Source organism: Candidatus Aciduliprofundum sp. HYA1 (assembly GCF_056175085.1).
Genome location: NZ_CM149694.1, coordinates 757,114 through 780,325, shown reverse-complemented (window position 1 = coordinate 780,325; position 23,212 = coordinate 757,114). Strand labels below are relative to the sequence as shown.

The 23,212-nt window shown below is 44.6% G+C and carries 26 protein-coding genes; 8 read left to right on the top strand and 18 right to left on the bottom strand.

The annotated features are described in order from the left end of the window. Nucleotides 1-45: 45 nt before the first annotated feature. From AC0S1O_RS04280 to rpsJ, 5 genes are read left to right on the top strand one after another with little or no spacing between them, the layout of a single operon-like run. On the top strand, nucleotides 46-474 hold the full coding sequence (locus AC0S1O_RS04280) for a 30S ribosomal protein S12 (RefSeq protein WP_015283478.1): 429 nt from the start codon (nucleotides 46-48) through the stop codon (nucleotides 472-474). Between the two features lie 5 nt (nucleotides 475-479). Continuing rightward, nucleotides 480-1,043, top strand: coding sequence for a 30S ribosomal protein S7 (locus AC0S1O_RS04275; protein WP_475393106.1), 564 nt, complete (start codon nucleotides 480-482; stop codon nucleotides 1,041-1,043). Nucleotides 1,044-1,054: 11 nt separating this feature from the next. After that, on the top strand, nucleotides 1,055-3,259 hold the full coding sequence (locus tag AC0S1O_RS04270; RefSeq protein ID WP_475393105.1) for an elongation factor EF-2: 2,205 nt from the start codon (nucleotides 1,055-1,057) through the stop codon (nucleotides 3,257-3,259). A gap of 57 nt (nucleotides 3,260-3,316) precedes the next feature. After that, nucleotides 3,317-4,591: a translation elongation factor EF-1 subunit alpha gene (gene tuf, locus AC0S1O_RS04265; RefSeq protein ID WP_475393104.1), complete on the top strand. Its 1,275-nt coding sequence runs from the start codon at nucleotides 3,317-3,319 to the stop codon at nucleotides 4,589-4,591. Between the two features lie 26 nt (nucleotides 4,592-4,617). Beyond that, the gene (gene rpsJ / locus AC0S1O_RS04260) at nucleotides 4,618-4,932 is read left to right on the top strand and encodes a 30S ribosomal protein S10 (RefSeq protein ID WP_475393103.1); all 315 of its coding nucleotides are present in this window, start codon (nucleotides 4,618-4,620) and stop codon (nucleotides 4,930-4,932) included. On the opposite strand, the gene AC0S1O_RS04255 is transcribed toward rpsJ, so the two are convergent. From AC0S1O_RS04255 to AC0S1O_RS04180, 16 genes are all read right to left on the bottom strand, one after another. After that, nucleotides 4,929-5,726 (bottom strand): DNA integrity scanning protein DisA nucleotide-binding domain protein, encoded by a 798-nt coding sequence (locus tag AC0S1O_RS04255; RefSeq protein ID WP_475393102.1) that lies wholly within the window; start codon nucleotides 5,724-5,726, stop codon nucleotides 4,929-4,931. The two genes, rpsJ and AC0S1O_RS04255, sit on opposite strands and share 4 nt — an antisense overlap. Before the next feature lie 24 nt (nucleotides 5,727-5,750). Continuing rightward, a complete protein-coding gene (locus AC0S1O_RS04250; RefSeq protein ID WP_475393101.1) occupies nucleotides 5,751-6,362 on the bottom strand; it encodes a translin family protein in 612 nt (203 codons plus the stop codon). Nucleotides 6,363-6,388: 26 nt separating this feature from the next. Next, complete coding sequence (locus AC0S1O_RS04245; RefSeq protein ID WP_475393100.1) at nucleotides 6,389-6,760, bottom strand: Mov34/MPN/PAD-1 family protein; 372 nt, start codon at nucleotides 6,758-6,760, stop codon at nucleotides 6,389-6,391. Next, nucleotides 6,757-7,545 carry an NAD(+) kinase gene (locus AC0S1O_RS04240; RefSeq protein WP_475393099.1) on the bottom strand — a complete coding sequence of 263 codons (789 nt, stop codon included), beginning with the start codon at nucleotides 7,543-7,545 and terminating at the stop codon, nucleotides 6,757-6,759. Before AC0S1O_RS04240 ends, AC0S1O_RS04245 begins: the two co-directional genes overlap by 4 nt. Beyond that, the gene (locus tag AC0S1O_RS04235; RefSeq protein ID WP_475393098.1) at nucleotides 7,542-8,321 is read right to left on the bottom strand and encodes an inositol monophosphatase family protein; all 780 of its coding nucleotides are present in this window, start codon (nucleotides 8,319-8,321) and stop codon (nucleotides 7,542-7,544) included. The genes AC0S1O_RS04240 and AC0S1O_RS04235 overlap by 4 nt, the downstream gene beginning before the upstream one ends. Nucleotides 8,322-8,357: 36 nt before the next feature. Further along, the gene (locus AC0S1O_RS04230) at nucleotides 8,358-9,626 is read right to left on the bottom strand and encodes a Ni/Fe hydrogenase subunit alpha (RefSeq protein WP_475393097.1); all 1,269 of its coding nucleotides are present in this window, start codon (nucleotides 9,624-9,626) and stop codon (nucleotides 8,358-8,360) included. Further along, the gene (locus AC0S1O_RS04225; protein ID WP_475393096.1) at nucleotides 9,608-10,354 is read right to left on the bottom strand and encodes an NADH-quinone oxidoreductase subunit B family protein; all 747 of its coding nucleotides are present in this window, start codon (nucleotides 10,352-10,354) and stop codon (nucleotides 9,608-9,610) included. Before AC0S1O_RS04225 ends, AC0S1O_RS04230 begins: the two co-directional genes overlap by 19 nt. Beyond that, complete coding sequence (locus AC0S1O_RS04220; RefSeq protein WP_475393095.1) at nucleotides 10,351-11,211, bottom strand: FAD/NAD(P)-binding protein; 861 nt, start codon at nucleotides 11,209-11,211, stop codon at nucleotides 10,351-10,353. The genes AC0S1O_RS04225 and AC0S1O_RS04220 overlap by 4 nt, the downstream gene beginning before the upstream one ends. Further along, nucleotides 11,160-12,182, bottom strand: a complete 1,023-nt coding sequence (locus AC0S1O_RS04215) for a 4Fe-4S dicluster domain-containing protein (RefSeq protein WP_475393094.1) — start codon at nucleotides 12,180-12,182, stop codon at nucleotides 11,160-11,162. The genes AC0S1O_RS04220 and AC0S1O_RS04215 overlap by 52 nt, the downstream gene beginning before the upstream one ends. A 132-nt stretch (nucleotides 12,183-12,314) precedes the next feature. Continuing rightward, the gene (gene gltA, locus AC0S1O_RS04210; protein ID WP_475393093.1) at nucleotides 12,315-13,745 is read right to left on the bottom strand and encodes an NADPH-dependent glutamate synthase; all 1,431 of its coding nucleotides are present in this window, start codon (nucleotides 13,743-13,745) and stop codon (nucleotides 12,315-12,317) included. Further along, a complete protein-coding gene (locus AC0S1O_RS04205) occupies nucleotides 13,746-14,576 on the bottom strand; it encodes a sulfide/dihydroorotate dehydrogenase-like FAD/NAD-binding protein (protein ID WP_475393092.1) in 831 nt (276 codons plus the stop codon). An 80-nt stretch (nucleotides 14,577-14,656) separates the two neighbouring features. Next, complete coding sequence (locus tag AC0S1O_RS04200; protein ID WP_475393091.1) at nucleotides 14,657-16,000, bottom strand: FAD-dependent oxidoreductase; 1,344 nt, start codon at nucleotides 15,998-16,000, stop codon at nucleotides 14,657-14,659. An 18-nt stretch (nucleotides 16,001-16,018) separates the two neighbouring features. Beyond that, nucleotides 16,019-17,170: an NAD(P)/FAD-dependent oxidoreductase gene (locus AC0S1O_RS04195; protein ID WP_475393090.1), complete on the bottom strand. Its 1,152-nt coding sequence runs from the start codon at nucleotides 17,168-17,170 to the stop codon at nucleotides 16,019-16,021. Beyond that, nucleotides 17,160-17,441: a (2Fe-2S)-binding protein gene (locus tag AC0S1O_RS04190; RefSeq protein ID WP_475393089.1), complete on the bottom strand. Its 282-nt coding sequence runs from the start codon at nucleotides 17,439-17,441 to the stop codon at nucleotides 17,160-17,162. Before AC0S1O_RS04190 ends, AC0S1O_RS04195 begins: the two co-directional genes overlap by 11 nt. Then, nucleotides 17,438-17,941: a 4Fe-4S dicluster domain-containing protein gene (locus AC0S1O_RS04185; RefSeq protein ID WP_475393088.1), complete on the bottom strand. Its 504-nt coding sequence runs from the start codon at nucleotides 17,939-17,941 to the stop codon at nucleotides 17,438-17,440. The genes AC0S1O_RS04190 and AC0S1O_RS04185 overlap by 4 nt, the downstream gene beginning before the upstream one ends. After that, on the bottom strand, nucleotides 17,934-19,370 hold the full coding sequence (locus AC0S1O_RS04180) for an FAD-dependent oxidoreductase (protein WP_475393087.1): 1,437 nt from the start codon (nucleotides 19,368-19,370) through the stop codon (nucleotides 17,934-17,936). The genes AC0S1O_RS04185 and AC0S1O_RS04180 overlap by 8 nt, the downstream gene beginning before the upstream one ends. A 115-nt stretch (nucleotides 19,371-19,485) precedes the next feature. Between AC0S1O_RS04180 and AC0S1O_RS04175 the strand changes: the two genes are divergently transcribed. After that, nucleotides 19,486-19,728 carry a PRC-barrel domain-containing protein gene (locus AC0S1O_RS04175; RefSeq protein WP_475393086.1) on the top strand — a complete coding sequence of 81 codons (243 nt, stop codon included), beginning with the start codon at nucleotides 19,486-19,488 and terminating at the stop codon, nucleotides 19,726-19,728. Here AC0S1O_RS04175 and AC0S1O_RS04170 read toward each other — a convergent pair whose 3' ends face one another. Continuing rightward, entirely contained in the window at nucleotides 19,729-21,405 is a 1,677-nt protein-coding gene (locus tag AC0S1O_RS04170) for a glutamate--tRNA ligase (RefSeq protein ID WP_475393085.1), read from the bottom strand. Between the two features lie 86 nt (nucleotides 21,406-21,491). Between AC0S1O_RS04170 and AC0S1O_RS04165 the strand changes: the two genes are divergently transcribed. Together AC0S1O_RS04165 and AC0S1O_RS04160 are read left to right on the top strand one after the other, a co-directional pair. Then, nucleotides 21,492-22,103: a hypothetical protein gene (locus AC0S1O_RS04165; protein ID WP_475393084.1), complete on the top strand. Its 612-nt coding sequence runs from the start codon at nucleotides 21,492-21,494 to the stop codon at nucleotides 22,101-22,103. Further along, the gene (locus AC0S1O_RS04160; protein ID WP_475393083.1) at nucleotides 22,100-22,237 is read left to right on the top strand and encodes a hypothetical protein; all 138 of its coding nucleotides are present in this window, start codon (nucleotides 22,100-22,102) and stop codon (nucleotides 22,235-22,237) included. Before AC0S1O_RS04165 ends, AC0S1O_RS04160 begins: the two co-directional genes overlap by 4 nt. A 6-nt stretch (nucleotides 22,238-22,243) precedes the next feature. On the opposite strand, the gene AC0S1O_RS04155 is transcribed toward AC0S1O_RS04160, so the two are convergent. Then, on the bottom strand, nucleotides 22,244-23,197 hold the full coding sequence (locus tag AC0S1O_RS04155) for an NOG1 family protein (protein ID WP_475393082.1): 954 nt from the start codon (nucleotides 23,195-23,197) through the stop codon (nucleotides 22,244-22,246). Nucleotides 23,198-23,212: the final 15 nt, after the last annotated feature.

The following is a 23,212-nucleotide window of genomic DNA, read 5'->3' as shown; positions in this document are numbered from 1 at the left end:
TTTATATAGGCATCCGTTTAGGTGCCATACTCAAGGTGATGCAAAATGGCCAATGGATTATACACAGCAAGAAAACTGGAAGAAGATCGCAAAAAGTTCCGATGGAGCGATAGATACTACAAGCGCAGGGTCCTGAGGCTTAAGGAGAAGAGTGACCCACTTGAGGGTAGTCCACAGGCCCGCGGGATTGTGATTGAGAAGGTGGGTATTGAGGCAAAGCAGCCCAACTCCGCCATAAGGAAATGCGTTAAGGTCCAGCTAATCAAGAACGGTCGCGTTGTAACTGCATTCGCTCCCGGTAACGGAGCAATCAATTTTATAGACGAGCACGACGAGGTTGTTATAGAGGGAATTGGAGGGAGACTGGGACGTTCAAAGGGAGATATTCCCGGAGTGCGTTACAAGGTAATCAAGGTAAACGGCATATCACTGCTTGAACTTGTGCGCGGTCGCAAGGAGAAACCTGTGAGGTGATTTGAATGGATTTTCTCATTTTTGGTAAGTACGATCCAAGGGAGGTTGTTGTTAAGGACCCCGGTCTGGCAAGGTACATAAATCTGGATGCGAGGCTCGTTCTCCACACCCATGGGAGGCATGTGAAGAGGCATCTTGGAAAGGCAAGTGTCAACATTGTGGAGAGACTCATAAACAATCTGATGCGCACAGAGAAGTACACGGGAAAGAAGATGAGCGCATACAACGTTGTAAAGAGAACATTCGAAATCATAGAAAAAAGAACAAAGCAAAACCCGGTACAGGTACTTGTGGATGCAATTCAAAATGCCGCACCCAGGGAGGAGGTCACGAGACTCAAGATGGCCGGTATTGCAGTGCCAAAGGCCGTTGATGTTGCACCCTCCAGAAGATTGGATATTGCCCTGCGCAACATAGCGCTCGGCGCTGTGAATTCCACATTTAAAAATTCAAAAAGTATTGAAGAGTGCCTTGCCGATGAGATAATCAAAGCAGCAAGGAATGATGTGAGCAGTTTCGCCGTCTCAAAGAAGGAGGAAATTGAGCGCGTTGCTGCCTCTGCAAGATAAAGGTGGTATGAATGGGAAGGAAGGAAGACAATATTAAGAAGGCAATGCAGATAATGCGAAATGTTGAACTGATACGCAACATAGGCACCGTGGCCCACATTGACCACGGAAAGACCACGCTCAGCGACAACCTTATAGCAGGAGCAGGAATGATGAGCGAGGAACTGGCCGGAAAGCAACTCGTGCTTGATTTTGATGAGCAGGAACAGGCAAGGGGAATCACCATAAATACGGCGGCTGCAAGCATGGTCCACAAATATGAGGGGAAAGAGTACCTCATAAATCTTCTGGATACCCCGGGACACGTTGATTTTGGCGGTGATGTTACCCGAGCAATGCGAGCCGTTGATGGTGTCATTTTGGTTGTCTGCGCCGTTGAAGGCGTGATGCCACAAACGGAAACCGTGCTTAGGCAGGCCCTCAAAGAGCGCGTCAGGCCTGTGCTTTTCATAAACAAGGTTGACAGACTTATCAATGAGTTGAAACTTGACGGCCAGCAGATGATGGCGAGATTTGAAAAGATAATAAGAGAGGTGAATAAACTCATAAGAAGGTATGCCCCCGAGGAGTTCAAGGATAGATGGATGGTTCGTGTTGAGGATGGCACCGTGGCGTTCGGCTCAGCATATCACAACTGGGCCATAAGCGTGCCTTTCATGAAGAAGACGGGCATATCATTCAAGGATGTCTTTGATCACCTCGAGAAGGGTGAAACAAAGGAACTGGCGAAAAAGGCACCTCTCCATCGCATAGTGCTCGATATGGTCATTCAGCACCTTCCAAATCCAAAGGAGGCCCAAAAATACAGGATTCCAAAGATATGGAAGGGTGATATAAATACGCCACTTGGTCAGGCCATGATCAACTGCGATCCCAAGGGACCCGTGGGTATGATGATCACCAAGATAGTTATGGACCCACATGCGGGAGAGGTGGCTGTGGGTCGTCTGTTCAGTGGTACCCTGAGGAAGGGGCAGGAGCTGTATATAGCAGGTATGGGAAATCGCAAATACCGCATCCAGCAGCTCTCTATGATGGTTGGTCCGGATAGAATACCCGTGGATGAACTTGATGCGGGAAACATTCCTGCAATTATAGGGCTTAAGGATGCAATTGCAGGCTCAACAGTTTCAAGCATTCCCGATGTGGAGCCCTTTGAGCCCATGAAGCATTACAGCGAGCCCGTGGTGACCGTGGCCATAGAGGCCAAGCACACAAAGGATCTTCCACGTCTTATAGATGTTCTCCGCTCCATATCCAAGGCAGATCCAAGTTTGAGGGTTGAGATAAATCAGGAAACTGGAGAGCATCTGCTCAGCGGTATGGGTGAGCTGCATCTGGAGGTTACAATTTACCGCATTACCCATGAGTACAAGGTGGAGGTCATAACCTCACCTCCCATTGTGGTTTATCGTGAAACCGTTGATCATAAAGGTGGACCCTTCGAAGGAAAGAGCCCCAACAAACACAACAAATTCTACATTGAAGTTGAACCCCTTGAGGAGAGCGTGGTCCAGGCCATCGTTGATGGGGAGATTGAAGAGATGGACAGGATAAAGAACAGGAAGGACCTTGCCAAGAAACTTGAAGAACTGGGAATGAACAGGGACGAGGCAAAGAAGGTTGAGGCGATTCGGGGTCCAAATATACTGCTTGATATGACCTGGGGCGTGCAGTATCTAAATGAGACCATGGAACTTGTGAAACAGGCTTTCTTTGAAGCGGTTGATAGGGGCCCACTTGCAAACGAGAAGGTTTACGGACTCAAGGTCAAACTGGTGGATGCAAAACTGCACGAGGATAGCATACACCGCGGTCCAGCACAGGTCATACCTGCGGTGAGAAACGCAATTTACGGTGCAATGTGTCAGGGCAATCGCGTGCTTCTTGAGCCCATCCAGAAGATCTACATCAACGTGCCCATGGAACTCGTGGGAGCGGTTACCAGGGAGATCCAGCAGAGACGTGGAGTTATAGTGGACATGGAGCAGGAGGAATACCAGACCATAATACATGCAAAGGCTCCTGTGGCTGAGATGTTTGGCTTCGCCTCCGCAATAAGAAGTGCAACCGGAGGAAGAGTTCTGTGGAGCACTGAAAATGCTGGATACGAGCGCGTGCCAAGGGATCTACAACCACAGATAGTGAGACAGATACGTGAGAGGAAGGGCCTCAAGCCCGAACCCTACGATGAGAAGTATTACGCTGAGTTGTGAGGAAAAGGATTTATATATAATGCATATATGGGAGAAAAGAAAAAGGAGGTATGAAAAATGGCAAGCAACAAACCCCACATGAATATCGTGTTCATCGGACACGTTGACCACGGTAAATCCACAACAGTGGGCAGGCTGCTCTACGAGCACGGAGAGATAGATCAGAGGGTCATTGATCAGTACAGGCAGGAGGCAGAGAAACTCGGTAAGGCCACATTCGAATTCGCCTTCGTTATGGACAGATTGAAGGAGGAGAGAGAAAGGGGTCTTACCATTGATGTTGCACACAGGAAGTTCGAAACCGATAAGTACTACTTCACGATCATAGACGCTCCCGGTCACAGGGACTTCGTCAAGAATATGATTACGGGCACCTCACAGGCAGATGCCGCTGTACTTATTGTGGCCGCTCCAGAGGGTGTGATGGAGCAGACCAAGGAGCACATATTCCTTGCAAGGACACTGGGCGTGCCCCAGATGATAGTGGCGATAAACAAGATGGATGCCACAAAGCCACCCTACGACGAGAAGAGATTCAATGAGGTTAAGGCAGAAGTAGAGAAACTCCTGGCCGCAGTGGGCTGGAAGGATGTGCCAGTGGTGCCAATATCTGCCTACAAGGGAGATAACATAATGAAGAAGAGCGAGAACATGCCCTGGTGGAAAGGCCCCACACTTCTTGAACTGCTCAATCAGTTGAAGGTTCCTCCAAAGCCCACAGATAAGCCGCTCCGCATACCGGTGCAGGATGTTTACAGCATAACGGGCATAGGTACCGTGCCTGTTGGGCGCGTTGAAACCGGTGTGCTGAAGGTTGGAGACAAGGTAACATTTATGCCGGCAAACAAGAGCGGCGAGGTGAAGAGCATTGAGATGCACCATGAGCCAATGAAGGAGGCCTATCCTGGAGACAACATAGGATTCAACGTTCGCGGTATAGGTAAGAAGGACATCAAGAGAGGAGATGTGTGCGGTCATACGAGCAATCCTCCCACGGTGGCAAAGAGTTTCACCGCACAGATTGTGGTTCTCAACCATCCAAGCGTTATCGCACCTGGTTACACGCCAGTGTTCCACGCCCATACTGCACAGGTGGCCTGCAGATTTGAGGAACTCATAAAGACCCTTGATCCCCGTACAGGTCAAACAAAGCAGGATCATCCAGACTTCCTGAAGACGGGAGACATCGCCGTGGTCAAGATAGTGCCAACAAGGCCCATGGTTATAGAGCCCGTTAAGGAGATTCCACAACTCGGCCGCTTTGCAGTAAGAGATATGGGACAGACCGTCGCCGCAGGCCAGTGCATAGAAGTGGAGAAGAAAACCTTCTAATCCCTTTTTAATTTTTGGTGAGATATATGGCAGTATATAGGGCCAGAATAAGGCTAAGCGGCACAGACCACAAAAAGGTAGATGAAGTTTGCAATCAGATTAAGAAAATCGCGGAAAGAACAGGCGTGGAGTTGCACGGGCCAATACCCCTTCCCACAAAGAGGCTGGTGGTACCCATAAGGAAGGCTCCCGATGGTGAAGGTAGCGAGACGTGGGAGCGCTGGGAAATGCGCGTGCATAAGAGACTTATAGACATAGATGCCGATGAACGCGCTCTTAGACAACTCATGCGCATCCAGATCCCCGATGGGATACATATAGAGATTGAATTAAAATCCTAAAAATTGTTCAACTCGTATATCATTTTTCCATCCCTGTAAACCCTTATTGTGCCCTCGCTTGATACTGCAAAACTTATTGCCTTTGTTAATTTTGTTATGGACCTTGCTGCCAGATGCCTGCCACCGTACCCATCAAGAATCCACTCGTCCAAAACCAGATTTTTCACGTATGCACCTGCAGATACAACATATCCCCTATCGTCAACGATTGTTGCCCCATCCATTATGGCAAACTCCCGCAAAGTGTCAAAATTCTCTTCATTGAGCAAATTTCTGAGATTTTTATCTATTCCTCTCATCGGATTGGCTATCTTCTGCACAACATACTGCATTACATTACTTGTATCACCGATAATGAAGAGAGCACCTGCTGGAGAGCCCTCCCGGCCCTTCTTAACAATCTGCATCGATAGTTTGAGCACATTTTCAACAATATCCCTTTCAAGACGATCGGATAGAGCATCCATAAGGGAGAGCATTTTCAATTTGCTCATATCGAAGAAGAGGCGATGACTCTCACCCTCCTTCTCAAAAACGAAGAGCACACGATCCTTTGAGGTGATCAGGGAGGAATTGAAAAGGTACAGGATGGTATCCTTAATTATATTTAGAGTTTCAATGTCGGGGAAAAAAGAATAATCGGAAAACACATTTTTAACATTCTTTTTAAGCAGGAATTGCACCGTTGGTCTCCTGTTCTTGGGATATACGAGAATAAGATCAGCATTTTCAAACTCCTCCGCAACACGCTCAGGATCATCTCCCATAACCACTATCTTTGTAGGTTCCTGCACATACTATCAAAATATTGCAGATATTTAATTTTTCTTATGTTCTATCTTCCTGGCAATGCGGTTCGTCATAAGCGCAATTGTTATCTCACTCCTCGTTTTCTCAATAAGAGATCTGGCAGTGTCCTGCTTCGGTTTGAGAGGAACAAGCCCAGAAGGATAATTGAAACGCATAAGCATCTCGTAAATGCTCTCCATCAGAGAAAGATATTTTTCAGCCCTAGGAAAATTCTCATTTCTTAAGGATTCCAACACCTCACGACGCAGCTCTCCAACAACATCCCCCATCCCCATAATGTAGGCCTCAGGATTCACTCCAAGTTCCCTGTGACTTGGTATTGGCTCATCCCTCAGAATGGCCCGAAACACCATGGCCTCACAGTACTCCTGAAGTGCATTTTGCACAAATCCTGAATAAAGAAGATCGGGATACTGATTCACAAGGAGGCTTTTGAGATGCCACACCTCTTCCTTCAGTTTTCTCACAATTTCATCCACATTCTCACCGCGATGCATCATAATTATTGATTGAGAGGAAAGCCTTATTATTACCCTGGCAGATTTTATCCCAATCTCCCTCACAGAATCCTTATCGTCAAGTTCCTCTTCAATCAGATCTCCAATTTCCTCAAGATTCATAAACTCCCAAATTTCATCATAATATTTCAAATTATTTTCACCTCAATTTCCTCCCCCATCCTGTTGTATGCCTTCCAGGAGGAAAGGGTGAATGGGTAGGCCACTATTATATGAACATCCCCAGTACGAGAGAACATATCCAGATCCGCCTGAGACGGCAGAGGTACACCTGAAGGATGAGAGTGCACGGAGCCAACTATGGTGAAGTCAATAGGTTTCATAAGGAGATTGTAGAGCACACTCCTTCCTCCGGAAATTGTCCCGGGAAGCAGAATTATCTCGTAGATTATTTTGTGCTTTGCCCGGAGAAAAGCGCCAAACTCGTTGGGATAGGAAGATTTTGAAGATTCCATTATGAGTTGTAGAACCTCCTTCTTTATTTTCCACAAGGGAATCACCCGAGTAGAGTTTCCCGAATTCTGCGTATTGGAGAGTTTCTGAACCTGACAAATTCAGCATATTTTTCGGATTTTTCAATTTCTATAAGATCATCGTCACCTATCTCAACACTGTACTGCCCATCAAGAACGAGCAGATTTGTTCGCCCATCCTTGAGTTTCACCTTTATTTTTCCGGCTGGAAGTACAAATGAGCGGGGATACCTCTTGAATGGCGCTATTGGTGTGAGAACTATGTCCTCAAGTTTTGGATACATTATTGGTCCCCCTGCGCTGAGGGCATAGGATGTGGATCCAGTGGGAGTTGCAACTATCAGGCCGTCGGCCCTGAATTCGTCCAGAAGTTCATCCTCATAAAACACAGAATAACCCCTCAACTTTGCAATTTCAGATGTATGGATAACAACCTCGTTGGTGCAATCGTAGAGACGCTTTCCGTTCAATTTAACCATTATCCTCATTCTCCTGTCCACGAAGTACTCGCCCCTTTCGATCTTCTCCATGGCAAGATCAAACTCATCGGGTCCTATTTCCGTCAAAAATCCAAGAAGACCCATATTTATACCAAGAATCATTCCCCTGGCCCTCTGGAGAGCGAGAAGTATCGTCCCATCTCCTCCAACGGTGATTATAATATCCGCTTCAATTCTCTCCATGGGTATGCCCTCCACGCCCAGGGCATTTCCTGTATGGGTATCAACCTCCGGATGTATTTTATCATAGATTCTTCTAGCAACATCCACACATTCCTTCTTCTCAGGATTCGCTATGAGAGCAAATTTCATTTCAACACCCCCATAAGTTCGGGCTTGGCAAGGGCAATCACGTTTCTTCGATCCTCAACTCCAATATTCATTCTTAGCGGCTCCATATTAGTTGCATCCAAAACAAGCCCACCTGCCTCCCTGACAATAAGGTAGGCGGCTGCAATGTCAACTATGCGAAGCACACCAGAGCTTTTGAAATTATAAATAAAGGCATCCGCAATGCCCTCTGCCACAAGACACATCTCAAGGGCAGCAGAGCCCAAGCTGCGCACCCGCCGAACTTTCTTTGCAATTTCAAAAGACCTGGGATTGGCCCTGTTTCCGAGATAAATGGCAAAAAGGTTTGCATCACCCTTAACACGAATTCTCCTTGAATTTTTAAATGCACCTTCACCCCTTATGGCGTAAAACTCATCACCGGTTGGAACATTTTTCACCAATCCAACACTCACATCCTCAATTCCTCTTTCTGCAAGCGCAATGGAAACGGAGTAGTATGGCAATCCATGCTCTGCATTGTACGAGCCATCAAGGGGATCCACAATAAGCGTGCGTTCTTGTCCAAAATCCACATAACCTGCCTCCTCTGTGAAGATGTTGTAGGGCATATCCTCATCCCTAACCATGGTGATTATTGCATTTTCTGCCTCAACATCAACCCTGGACGAGGGCAACCCATAGGCCCCCGTTTTGACAATGTCTGCCGCATTGGAACCATATTCGTCAAGCACCTCAATTATTCTTTTTGCTGCCGCTGAGGCCAGTTTTTTTATATTTTTTATATCTTCACTCATCAGAGAGGCATGGTTCAACTTGTATTTGGTTTTTTATCACTGCTTTTTGGCCCTTAGCACATGCACGGAGCAGGATATACAGGGATCATAGGCCCTTATTATCTTTTCCGCTTCAAATTTTATATACTCGTCATTTTCTGATATGATGGTTTGAATGTAATCCCTCAAAGATCTCTCAATATTTTCTATGCTCATAGCAGTTGGAGTAATTATGTTTGCATAGGAGCACTTACCATTTCTTATCCTGTAATGGTGAATGAGCAAGCCCCGAGGAGCTTCAATAACACCAACACCCTCTCCATCCTTCACTGAAATTGAGACATTTTTAGGGAAATACTCATTCAAATTCTCAGCAATTTCCATACCCTCTAAGGCATAATGAACATTCTCAAGCGCTTGTGCCACATTTATAAAAGCCACCCTATCGGAAGGAAATCGTATCCCATACGCTTCTGCCAATTCCACTGCCTCCTCCCTAAGATGGGGATTGAGATTCAACCTCGCAAGAGATCCAACCATAAAATCCCTATCATCCAAAAATGAGTGCTTCGCAGATGAATAAGGTGAGTTTCTCTCAACAATATGCTTTGAATACTCTTCATCTCTGAAAACGATGCTCTTCGTTTTTATAAGACCATCATATAGAGGAATGTTTTTGCCATCATATAACGAGACATATTCATTTTCCCTAGCAAATGACGGATACTCCAGAGATAAGAAAATCTCTGCTGTTTCCAAGAGAAAAGGGTATATTTCCTTCATCTTCTTGTAATATAGTTCCAACGTTGTTTTTGTTATTTTCTTGGTGATCTTTCCAACACCAATTGTACAAGGTTGAACCGCCCTACCACCAATTAGGGAGGTCATATAATTAGTGGCTTCTTTTAAATTAAAAGCCCTTTTAACGAGGCTCATATCCCTACCTGCAAGTTCCATAATACTCTCAGCACCAAGGTAATCGGGCAAACTCAGAAAATATAAATGGAGTATGTGACTCTGAATTTGGGAACTTATAAGCAGAAGTTTCCTTAAATTTTCCAAATCCTGAGAAACCTCGATTCCCAGAGCCCTCTCAACAGCCTTAACACTTGCAATTTCATGGGCAACTGTACATATACCACATATTCTCCCCGATAATTCTGGAAGATACCTGTAACTCTTCCCTCTCATAAATGCTTCAAAGTACCTAGAACCTTCATGAACCCCAAATTTTACCTGAACATCATCATTATCTATTTCAATCGTCAGATTTGCATGTCCCTCTATTTTTGTGATTTCACCTATCTTTATTCTTCTTTTAACCATCCAATTACCTCCCTCAATTCCCCGTAGGAGAAGTTGGAATAAGCCTCGATTATATCATCCTTAGAAAATCCAAGATCAAGAAGAATTTTTATATGTCCCTTTAAATTAGAATCTTCATAGGTTCCACGACACCCCAAACATGGTGCACCGTTTGAGGGACATAGCGCACCGCAACCCGCCCTTGTAACTGGTCCCATACATAACCTACCTTCATCAAGTAAACATGCGTTTTCTCTAAGTGCACACTCCACACATACACTGTAACTCTTATTCTTAAAACGCTTCTCCATTAGCACAGAAGTTATCAATTCCCTCAACTCATCTATTGAAAAAGGACAACCGTAAAGTTTGAAATCCACATCTACATAGTAATCAAGAGGCTTTGGATCAATGGGGACCATGGGCGGAGAGCCATTGTATATTTGCAACGCCTCTTTTTTATACTTTGTATTTATTATTGCCGGCACACCTCCAATGGACGCACAGGACCCCAGGGATACGAGCACTTTGCACTCTTTTCGTATTTTAAGCAATTTGATTATCTCCTGAGAATTGGTAGGAGTGCCTTCCACAAACGCAATGTCCACGGGAAAACTATTAAATTCCTTTGCCAAGCGGAAGTTTTTAATATTCATATACTTAAGTATTTCGAGAATTTCTGATTCCATGTTAAGAAACTGCACAGCACAACCTTCACAGCAAGAGAGTGAGAATATTCCAATATTCAATCCAACACCCCCTGTACCTCATGGGGTTTTTCAATAAACCTTAAAGCCTTATGAAGAGGAAAAACTGGGCCATCACGACAAACGTAAACTCCTCCGACAGCGCAGTGACCACAAATTCCAATGCCACACTTCATATTTCTCTCCAAAGAGAGGTACATCTCACTTGGTGGAAAACCGAGCTCTATTAGAACCATGGAGGTATATTTCATCATTATAGGAGGTCCGCACATGAAAGTGATGGTATCGGATATATGTTTGATCTTATCACAGAGGGTTGTGACCACACCAACATGCCCATCCCAGCCAGGTTCTGGCTCATCAACTGTTAGAAGAAGATCCATCGCCCTTCTCCAGTGTTCAAATTTATATCTGTAGAGCATCAATGATGGTTTTCTGGCCCCATAAAGAAGTGTCACAGATCTGAATTTTTTCCTGTGAGTAATTACATATTCAATTACAGGCTTAAGTGGAGCAAGCCCAATACCTCCTGCCACAATAAGTATATTCTTTCCAAATGCCTTTTCGACAGGCCACCCTCTTCCAAATGGGCCTCTTATTCCGACTTCCTCACCCACCCGCATTTTATGAATTTTCTCAGTCACATTACCAACAGCTCTTATGGTTAGATCAATATGATTATTGTCTCCGCCAGATATCGATATTGGTGCCTCTCCATATCCAAACACACTCAATTCAACGAACTGTCCTGGTGAAAAATTTATGGGTGCATCAATGGTAAATGTCTTAGTATCGGGCGTTTCATCAACCACTTTTTTTATTGTGCTAATCAATGGAAGATATGGATTCAAGATATCAACCTCCTCAAAATATCCCTTATGTCTATACCTGCAGGACATACCTCAATACATCTACCACACCCTGTACAGGCATAGACTCCGTAACGCATAACTGGAAAAACGAATTTATCATATACCCTATATCTCACCCTAGCATGGCGCTCCTTTCTGAAATTCTCAGCAGAGGTTTTTGCATAGTTATATAGGTGACACGAATCCCACATCCTTACCCTTTCTCCTTCAGTACCATCAAAATTTGTTCTATCTACAACATCAAAACAATGACATGTGGGACATATGAAATTGCATTTTCCACAAGATATGCATTTTTTAGCAAGTTCTATCCAAATATCATCATCCACCTTCTTTTTAATTTCCTGAGCACATCTTTTTATTTCACAGAGATTTATTCTTGTCCTTTTTTCAATTTCCATCTCTATCTTCTTAATTTTCATTTTCTTTTTAAATTCATCTTCAATGGATGCATTTTCAAAAAATTCAAAATTTGTCAATCTCTCTCCTTCTGATGAACCAATATCCACGTAATAGTAATTTCCAATATCGGTCAACCACAAATCAAATCTATTGGGTATCATTCCACCAAAAGCCGTACAAAAACATGATTCCCTGGGATATTCGCACGAAACCCCAATTACTATCGTATCTCTCCTTCTATTGAAATAATAGGGATCCTCAAATTCTCCCTTCATATATCCATCAAGTATTTCAAGAGCCGAAACATCACAACCCCTCACTCCAAATATCACCTTTTTACTCCCAGAGATCTCCTTCAGCATATCCTTCAACACATAATGCCCATCTTTACTGAACCTGAAAAATACTTCATTGGGCGGGAAGAAAATTGGTTTTAAAGACACCGTGGTTCTGTTGGGACGCATCTCCACATCAGATGCCTTTTTAATCTCTGAGAAATAAGACATACCGTTTTCTACAGGAGCATAAACTATAAAATTGTCCAACAAGCATTCTATGAATTCTGAAATTTTGTTTTTAGCAATTTTTATGCCCATATTCGTCACCATTTTAACTAATTTAGTTAAGATTATTACTTTTTTCTTAATAAAACTTTCTAATTCTTTTACTCACCTAAAAATTCATTTAAAAGATAGGACCAAAAAAGAGTGAAAATCCAAACAAAAATATTAGAAGTTGTGAGGTTCTATTTCTTTGGGCCACTCTCCAGTTCTTATGTACTCATCTATGGCCTTGGCGGCTCTCTTTCCATCACCCATTGCAAGAACCACGGTGGCTTCACCGCGCACTGCATCTCCTCCTGCGAACACACCTGGCATCGTGGTTCTGTAGTTTTCATCCACAACCAGCGTGCCCCACCTTGTTGTTTTCAGCTCTGGGACCTCCTGATAGAGGATCTTATTTGGTTTCTGGCCAATGGCGAAAACCACAGCATCCACTTCCAGCCCAAACTCCGTTCCAGGTATGGGTTCAGGCCTTCTGCGTCCTGATGAATCCGGCTCTCCCAGGCGGTTCATTATGAGTTTCACAACCTTCACATTGCAATCCTCATCACCCATAAAGGCCACGGGGCTTACGAGGAACATGAATTTCACTCCCTCTTCCTCAGCGTGATGAATTTCCTCTTCCCTGGCTGTCATGTATTCCCTTGTTCTTCTGTAGAGTATATAAACCTCCTCGTAACCAACACGCAATGCACTTCTAGCCGCATCCATGGCCACATTTCCGGCGCCGATAACTGCAAGTTTCTTACCCTTACGGATTGGTGTATCGTACTCAGGGAACTTGAAGGCCTTCATAAGATTTATTCTCGTAAGGAACTCATTGGCGCTGTATATGCCCTTGCAGTTCACTCCTGGAATATTAAGGAATTTGGGAGTACCTGCACCTGTACCCAGGAACACTGCATCGTATTCCTTGGCAAGATCGTAAAGGCTCTTTGTCTTTCCTATCACAACGTTGGTCTCTATCTTCGCACCGAGCATTTTCAAATATTTGACCTCATAATGGACAATGTCCTTGGGCAATCTGAACTCGGGTATACCATAAATTAAAACACCTCCTGGCTCGTGCAGTGCTTCAAAAACCGTCACATCATAGCCCATCTTGATGAGATCAGAAGCGGCAGTTAATCCGGCTGGGCCTGAGCCAACTATGGCCACCCTCTTCCCGTTCTTTGGTGCTATCTCCGTCTCGGGCATTATTCCATGCTCCCTTGCATAATCGGCCACAAATCTCTCCAACTTGCCAATGTTTATCTTGTCGCCCAGTTTACCCATAACACAGTTCATCTCACACTGCTCCTCCTGCGGACATACACGGCCGGTTATACCAGGAAGGGAATTTGTTTGATGTATAACCTCAAGGGCACCCTTGATATCTTCCTCAAGAATCTTCTTTATGAATCCAGGAATGTTCACATTCACGGGACAGCCCTTTATGCAGGGGGCAAAATTATAAGGGCACTGAAGACAACGGGATGCCTCTTCCTTTGCAAGTTCAAATGTGTATCCAAGTGCAACCTCGTTGAAATTGTGAATCCTTGCCTTAGGATCCTGCTCAGGAACCTTTATTCTCTCCTTCTTTATCTGCCTCGCCATTTAATGCACCCCCTTAACATACCTATCCAGAGCCTCTCTCTCCTCCTTCTTGTACTCGGTGAGACGCATCAAGAGTTCATCAAAATCAACCTGATGCGCATCGAAATCCGGGCCATCCACACAGGCAAATTTGATCTCTCCACCCACAGTAACACGGCACGCACCACACATTCCTGTTCCATCAACCATTATTGGATTTAGGGAGGCATCCGTCTTTATACCGTATTCCTTTGTGATCTTGGCTATGAGTTTCATCATTATGACAGGTCCAACGGTGAAAACGTAATCTGCCCTGCCTCCATTTTCAAGATACTCCCTGAGAACATCCGTGGTAAAGCCCTTGCGAACGTAACTACCATCGTCCGTGGTGATCAGCAGTTCATCGCTTATCCTCTTGAACTCATCCTCAAGAATGACGTACTGCTTGTTTCTGAATCCTATTATGCTGACCACATGGTTTCCCGCCTCTTTCAGGGCACAGGTTACAGCATAGCCAATGGGTGCACCCACACCCCCACTAACTACAACGGCGGTACCGTAATTCTCTATGTGCGTGGGTTTTCCGAGGGGTCCAACAATGTCCATTATCTTGTCTCCAGGCTCGTAGGTTCCCAGTTCATATGTGGTCTTTCCAACCTCCTGAAACACGAGTTCTATGGTGCCATCCTCCTTATGCCATTTGAACAGGGTAAGGGGAATACGCTCCCCCCTCTCGTGCAATCTGAGCACTATGAACTGCCCGGCCCGGGCATTCTCAACAACCAGTGGAGCCTTGACACGAATCCACTTTATATTCGGAGCCAGTACCTTCTTATCCACTATCTCAAACATAGGGCATCGGAGGAGAATTGCAATAAGGGATTTAATAATTTCTTACATTTAGATTAACAAAAAATTTTAAAATATTTATGCTATCTTAAATTGCCCTCACAATAAATCTTTCTAAGCGCATCCTCTGCGGCTTTTAAAGTGGCTGGAGCAGTAGGAGCGGGAGTTAGTAAGGGATGTGTTCCTATCTGAAGAGTCATATACCTAGAGACTGTATATCCACTTTCTATTGCAAACCCTACCAAGTTTATCATTTCTCCTATAGTTTCACCTCCAGCTACTTGAGCTCCTAAGAAAAATCCACCATGCTTTGTGAATAGTAACTTAACTTTAACCTTATTACTGTTTGGAAGAGAGCCAGGATGCTTATCTATCACTTCACTTCTTCCCACAACATAATCAAAACCATCTCTCTTAGCCTGCTTTTCAATAAGACCTGCCGCTCCTAAAGCAAGATTCCCAACCTTCGTGGCAAAAATACTTAAAGTACCTTTAAACTGTTTAAAAGCTTTTATTTTATAAAGGTTTGCTCCTGCAATTCTAGCCTCTGCAGTGGCTACTGATGCTAACATCACTGGCTTAACCTCCCTTGTAAAAAAATCTCTTTTTTCAGCACAGTCACCAACAGCAAAAACATCAGGATGTGATGTCCTCATATATTCATTTACCACAATACCATTTCTACTTACCTTTAACCCCATTTTTTCAGCTAAATCAGTATTTGGTCTTGCACCAACACATAATATTGTGGTGTCTCCATCTATTTTCTTACCTGTCTCTAAAATCACACCATCTTCTTTTATCTCCACAACCTTTGAGTTAGTATATATCTCAACACCTATTCTCCTCAACTCATTTTCAGCCAACTCACAAAACTCATCATCAAAGGATGTGGAAAGCACATGAGGGAGCATTTCCACTATTGCAACCTTTTTTCCCAGTTTTCTTAAATCATCAGCAAACTCAATACCTATAAAACCTCCTCCAATTATCACTATACTCTCGCTTTTCTCAATTCTCTTCATTAATTTCTCCAGATATTCTGGCTCTTTTCTCACAAAAAAAACATTCTCCCTATCGATTCCCTTGATGGGTGGTTTTATGGGCTTTGATCCGGTAGCTAATACGAGTTTTTCAAAATGTATCTCTCCACAGGTTTTACCTGTTGCTAACTTTTTATCTATATCAATTTCCTCAATCTCATCCACAATTATTTTTATATCCCTATCAATCAAACCCTTATCTGATATTATATCTTTTTCAACACTTCTCAATGTACCAAAAATGTATGGTATTCCACATGGAACTACTTCTCTCTTTTCTTTCCTAACCAAGAGCACCTCTTTATCCGGGTAATTTTGTTTAGCAGTAATTGCTGTAACTATTCCTGCAGGTCCTCCACCAATTATCAATATATCTGTTTTCATAATACTCACCTCCATCACTTAACCCATCTGAATAGCCTTTCCTCTAAGTTCTCCACGCTTGAACCTATAAGGATCATAGAACCATAAAGGTTTATCCGTTTTCCCATACACTATATCCTCTGCCACCATCTCACCCATCGCAGGAGCCAGCATAAACCCATGCCCTGAAAATCCAGCAGAGAGATAATATTCATCCACTTCATTTATTCTTCCCACGGCAGCATTCCCATCAGGAGTCTCTGCATAATAGCCTCCCCAAATTCTTATTACATTCACATACTTTAAGGCCGGTATTATCTGAGAAAACCTATAACTTACCCCCCTTAAAAACTCATAGGTGGGTGTCATATCAAAAGTAGGACCATATTTCAATCCATAGCCTCCTATCATTCCCCCTTGCTCAGCCTCTTGAGTCATATAAACTCCACCATGTTTGAACGAGACTATCATCGGCTCTACTTGTCCCTGTTTAATGGGTTCTGTCTTTACTCCCTGATGTTTATAGGGTTCAATGGGAACTTCAATTCCCACCATTTTATTTATTAACTTTGCCCATCCATTTGCAGCATTTATAACTCTATTCGTTTTTATTACACCCCTATTAGTAACTACTCCCTTGATTCTTCCATTTTCAACTTTCACATTTTCCGCTTTAGTATATTCATATATCTTTACTCCCAATCTCTTAGCTGCATTTGCATAGGCAAATACAGCCTTAAAGGGATTTGCCTTCCCATCAGTATGATTCCAAGAAGCTGCCAGTATACCTTCTGTATTTAAAAGTGGCACAATTTCCCTTGCTTCCTCCGGAGTGATTATCCTTGAAGGCACTCCAAATTTATTTTGAAGTTCTACATTTTTCTTGAAATCCCTGACTTCCTCCTCATCATAAAGTAAGAAAAGATATCCTGTTTGCCTAAAATCAACGTCCATTCCAAGCTCTTCCTCCATATTAGACCATATTTCTACACTTCTTTTCATCATTCTTATATTTGCCTCATCTCCAAATTGCTGTCTTATCCCTGACCCACATCTAAACGTTGATCCCGATCCCAAATAGCTCTTTTCAAGAACCACTATATCCTCTTCCCCAAACTTTGCAAGATTATAAGCAATGCTTAATCCTATTATTCCTCCTCCAATTATTACGGTTTTAGCTTCACTCCTCATCTTCATCACCTACCAGAACTCCCATAGGGATGGGTCTAATTGGAATTCTCGTAGCGGGTATACCTATTTCATCATAGCTCTTTCCAGTTTTTCTCGCAATTATAGCTGCCACCAGGGGAATACATGTTCTACCTTGACATGGACCCATTCCAATTCTTGTAAGTCTCTTTATTTCTTCAATATCAGTTATGCCCTGATCTATCAGATCCTCTATATCCTTTTGAGTAACATCGTTGCATCTGCAAATTATGATCTTGCTTTTATCGCTCATTCAACCACCACCTTTATGGCCCGAACCTCCCAGGCAAGCTCCCTGGGCATCTCAACAGTTACAACAGACGTATCCCCAACGCTCTTCTCCCTCGGAATGACGAGAACAACCTTACCCTTACCTACTTCCTCACCCTTACGATTCAAAAGTATGACCTCATCGCCCCTTTTCGGCATGGGAAGCAGTTCGTGGGGCATGGTAACGCGGGCCTTATCTCCCCTGTAGTGAATCATGAAAAATGCAAGTCCCGGGCAGATCTGAACACAGAGAGAGCAGCCTATGCACTTATCATAATTCACCACCGGAACATCGTTGGGATTGTCCATCCTTATGGCATTCACAGGGCATATCTCCTTGCAGGGCGTGCATGGTATTCTCTGTGGGCATTCAGGCACCGCCACAGGATGCTTTCCCTCAAGTCTCTCTTCGCTTGGCAACTCAACATAATTCTTCAACTCTTCAAGGGTTAAATAACCCCTTTCAAGGTACTGCTCAGTCATTTATCATCACCTTCTTCAATCCCTCAAGAATGTGCTTTCCAAACGGTCCGCTGCGAAATTCTTCAAGATCCGCATGGGCCTTCTTTATCTCCTCATAAATTTTTGGAGATGCCTTACCAACAAGAAGCGCCGCAGATAGACCTGCAATCTTACCCTCAAGCATCGCCGTTGTGGCTTCTTCGATTCCCGAAGAGTCGCCAGCCACAAATATACCACGCACTGTGGTTTCCATACGATCATCGTGGCGCACAACATAGCCTCCAAGTTCCCTTGCATATGTTATCTGTGCTCCAGCCTGATGCAGAAGTTCAATGCTGGGTCTCAATCCCACAGATAGGGCTATAACATCCACATCGTAAACCTTCTCCGTACCGGGTATGGGCTGCCAGTGCTCATCAATCTGCGCTATGACGGCACGCTCAACCTTCTCGTTGCCCTCAGCACGGAGAATAGTGTGTCGCGTGTAAATGGGTATACCCAATCTTCGAACCTTGGCGGCATGAACAAAATATGCGCCGATCCGGGGCATGGCCTCCACAATGGCAACCACATCCACGCCCGCCTGCTTCAACTGGTAGGCGAGAATCACACCAACGTTGCCAGCACCCACAATGAGTACCCTCTTACCCGGCTCGATACCATAGGTGTTCATCAGGGTTTGAATAGCACCAGCACCGTAAACACCGGGCAAATCGTTGTTCTCAAAGGGGATCATCTTCTCCATGGCCCCGGTGGCAACGATAACTGCCCTACCGGAAAATTCCATGAGTTTCTTGTTATTCTTTATGGCAGCAACTAATTTGCGATCTCCTTCCTGAAATATGCCTATTGCGGAGGTCTCAAGATGTATGTCCACACCCTTCTCCCTTACCTCCTTTTCAAGAATCTCCGCGATCTTCACACCTCGCACTCCCGCAAACTGGGCACGTTTTCCAAAGAACTTGTGGGTCTGCTTCACCAGTTGCCCACCAAGAACAGGATTCTCATCCAGCAGGGATACCTTTGCCCCATTTTCGGCGGCCTTTATGGCTGCCATCAGTCCGGCGGGGCCCCCTCCAATTATCACAATATCCGCCTCATGCTTCTCAGCCTCCTTCCACCGAGGCGGCCTATAATCCCTGGGCAAAGGCTGTCTTCCACGCTGCCTTTCCACACGCATTCCATCCCTGACAAGGGTGATGCAGGTGCGCACATTAGGTATGCCATCAACCACCATAAGGCAAGAAGAGCATTTTCCTATGGCACAGAATAGCCCCCGGGGTCTGAGTTTTTCGGTACTGTAGTTAAGAACCCTTATCCCCGCAGCATGCAGGGCCTCTGCAATGGGCTCTCCCTCATAGGCCTCTATGGGCTGTCCTTCAAAATAAATCGTGACCTTTTTGCCCCTTCTTCTGCTAAAATCCAAAACTGGGTGCTCTTCGAGTCTCATCTGATCACCTATGGAATAGGGATAGAATCCACTTATTTAGTTTTTTGTTCTACTAAAAATGGGAGGTGAGAAGATTTAAATAATAGCAATCCAATACTCCTTGGGGATTAAAATGATGACGGAGGCAACTGAACTTATAGGTCTGGAAATCTACACGGATAAGGGTTATCTTCTCGGCACGATAAAGGACGTGCTCCTTGATGTGAACGACCAGGTGATATACGGACTATATGTGGAGAAGAGTAACCCGCTGCTTGTGGAGGATGGCGTTCCAGTGGTGGTGCCATACCGCTGGGTAAAGGCAGTGGGGGATGTTATTCTGCTGAAGAAGTTTCCATCATACATAAATGTGACATGATTACCTGTGGGCAAAATAGCCCACAATCTCTCCATTTTCTTCGTAAATCTTTGTGAATCCGAACCTTTCAAACTGCACGACCTCTTCTATTGAATTCTTCACATTCTTTTCTGCATAACCCTCCATAACCCTACCGTCTGGCATATAAACCCTGCAGCGTAGAGAATCTGCAGGTACCCAGTGTATGATCTTAGCGCCCTTCTTCACGATGCTCAGATCATTGCCCTCATATGCGAGGAATTTTCCCTCCTTTCTAACATTGCAGAGATCCTTAAGTCTGAAAATCTCTCCATCTTCAATCCTGCTCCAATCATCCTCGGTGAGGTAAATTTTGATCGGAGAGGTTAAATGGTAATGGCGAAATCCAAAATCCCTGCTGGGATGCAGCGGCGCCTTTCCTTGCAGAGCTTCAACCCCCTTGATCTCCACCCCAACGGGGTTCCAAACGAAGAAGTATCTCCTTGCCATGGGATCCACAATCTCGCGGTTGTAGGCGTAGAGCGTGTCCCAGGAGAACTCAATATCCACCTCCTTGAGGCCAACCTGAATCCAGTACTTTCGGATCGCTTCCGGACTTATACCCCTCTTTGCCAAGGCCCTCAGGGTCCCGAGGCGTGGGTCATCCCATCCAGAGAACTCTCCATTTTTTATTCCCTCCTTTATGAGGGAAGTCTTGAGAATGGTGTCACGCATGGTCACCCACCCATAGTGGATGTAAACGGGCTTCTTCCATCCAAAATAATCGTAGAGGTACATCTGCCTGTAGGTGTTGTTGAGATGATCCTTACCTCGGAGCACATGCGTGAGCGCAAGTTCATGGTCATCCACGGCCACGGAGAAGTTCATAAGAGGATACACGATGTACTTATTTCCTATGCGCGGGTGCTCCACATCCTTTACTATGCGAAACGCTGCCCAATCTCTAATGGCTGGATTCGGATGCTGCAGATCGGTCTTGACAACGTAAACTGCCTCGCCATCATCATACTCACCATTCAGCATCTTCTCCCATCTTTCAAGGTGCTCCTCCACAGGTAATTCTCTATCTGGAGTGGGCTTTCCCTCCGATTTCAATTTTCTCCATTCCTCCGCGGGCACCGTGGTTATGTACGCCTTTCCCATCTCAAGAAGTTTGCGGGCGTAATCATAATAGATTTCAAATCTATCGCTCTGAATAACGATTTCGTGGATTTTCACGCCCAGCCATTCAAGGTCTTCGGGAATCATATCGTACGCTTCCGGCAGTATGTTGTGGGGATTGGTGTCCTCTATGCGCAGAAAGAGCATGCCGCCGTATCTTTTCACATATTCATCATTCAAAATGGCCATTCTTGACTGGCCGAGATGCATGGGTCCAGAAGGGCTCGGGGCAAGGCGCATTCGCACCTCTCCACGAACATCTGGAAGATCCTCCAGCTCCTTCTTTTCCTCCTTTTTTCTTCTCTCAAGAAGCTCAGGGGCGATTCTCTCCAGCTCCCTGTGCTGCCTCTCCACTCCGTATGAATTCACCTCTTCCACTACCTTCTTGACCTCTTCTATAATCTCTTTAGCCCTGCTCCTTAGCGAGGGATTTTCGGCCATTATCTTACCCATCACTGCCTTGTAATTTGCCTTACCATCATGAAGAATAGCGTTCTGCAGAGCGTATTTGAGAATTGTGTTGCGAAGATCTTCCATAGGGCGGGATATGATGCAGAGCAAATAAATTTTTGGTGCTCATCACACGGGAAAATTATATACCATTAGACCATTATATTCGCAGTATGCTACATCAGATTGAAGTTACCGTTGGGAAGTACAGATATTCCCTATCAAGGGAGCTGAACGATCTGGATTATTTCGTGCTAAAATTCACGAGTATTTTGGAGAAATTGAAGATAAAGTACGCCGTAGTATCCGGATACGTGGCCATTCTCTTTGGCAGAAGCAGATTATCGGAGGACATTGACATCCTCATTCAACCTCTGCCCTATGATAGGTTCCTGAAACTCTGGGAAGAGACTGGGGAAGAATTCTGGTGCATAATAACGAATGATGCAAGGAGTGCCTACGAAAATTACCTGCTTAATGGAACAGCAGTAAGATTTGCGCTGAAAAATAAGGTGATCCCCAACATTGAGATAAAGTTCCCAAAAACAGAGCTTGAGATATGGGTCATTGAAAACCCCATAGAGGTGAATATTGAAAGTTTTCAACTTAGAATATCAAACATAGAGGTTCAGATCGCCTTCAAGCTTTATCTTGGGAGTGAGAAAGACATTGAGGATGCAAAGCACCTTTTCCTCTTCTTCTATGAAGCCCTGGATGATTCTCTCTTAGAAAAGTTCATAAAGATGATGGGCGTGGAGGACCTTGCAGGGAGGTACCTGAAATGAAAGTCCCCGAGGTGAATCTGAAGGAATTGGAAAGGATAAAAAGAGAGAACTTTGAGGAGAGATTAAAATTCATAGAGCTCTATGTTCTCTGGCTGAAGAAGAATAGGGTCAAAGTGGAGAAGATAGAGGAGTGATGGGTTTCAATCCCTTATTATTTCCAGAATTCTATGCACAAGGGCATCCAGGCCCTCGCCCGTTCTTGCTGATATCTTCAAATTCCCGGTCTCCCTCTCGTATATATCCTTCTTGTTCTCCACCACGATTACGGGCACGGAAAAACTCATGCGAACTTCCTTCAATAGATTCTCCTGCTCCTCAAGTTTGTATCCACAGGTCTCGGAAGGGTCAAGAATGAAAACGATGACATCAGCAAGATGCTCAAGGGCAAGGATGGCCTGCTTCTCTATTTTATTCCTCCTTTCTATGGGCCTGTCCAAAACACCTGGGGTGTCCACAATCTGTATTCTTCTATCCCCGATTTCCATATGGCCCACCACGATTCCCTTTGTGGTGAACGGATATGCCGCTATCTCCGGTTTTGCAGTGCTGAGTTTCTCCACGAGCATTGACTTGCCAACGTTGGGATAGCCAGCGATAACAACCGTAGCCATATCAGGATCCACATCGGGCAATTTCTTCATTATCTCCCTTACCTCGGCAAGATACCTCAATTTTGGGCCAATTTGCTTTAGTATGGAAGTTGCCCTCCCATAAAACTCCTTGCGAAACTTTATGGCCTCTTCCACCTTGCCAACACCCTTTATCTTGCGGGCGTATTTATCGGCGAAACCGTTGATTTTCTCAATAGCCCATACCAGAGAGGCCAGGGATTTCTTATATTCGTTCTTGTCCACGAGAAGATCTAGGAGAGTGCGATAAAATGGATGCATCTTGTTTATGTACGGAAATGCCTTTACATACCTCTGCAGCGAACTCACGGCAACATCCCTGGCAGTGTAAATCTTCGCAATACTCAGATTCTTGTGGAACCTGAGACGATTCTTTGATAGGGGGACCTCAACCTTCTTGGCACGGCGAAACATCTTGTCGATTATCTCCTCCGCTGTGAGCACTGTGGGTATGTCCCGGTACACAATATGGCATAGGGT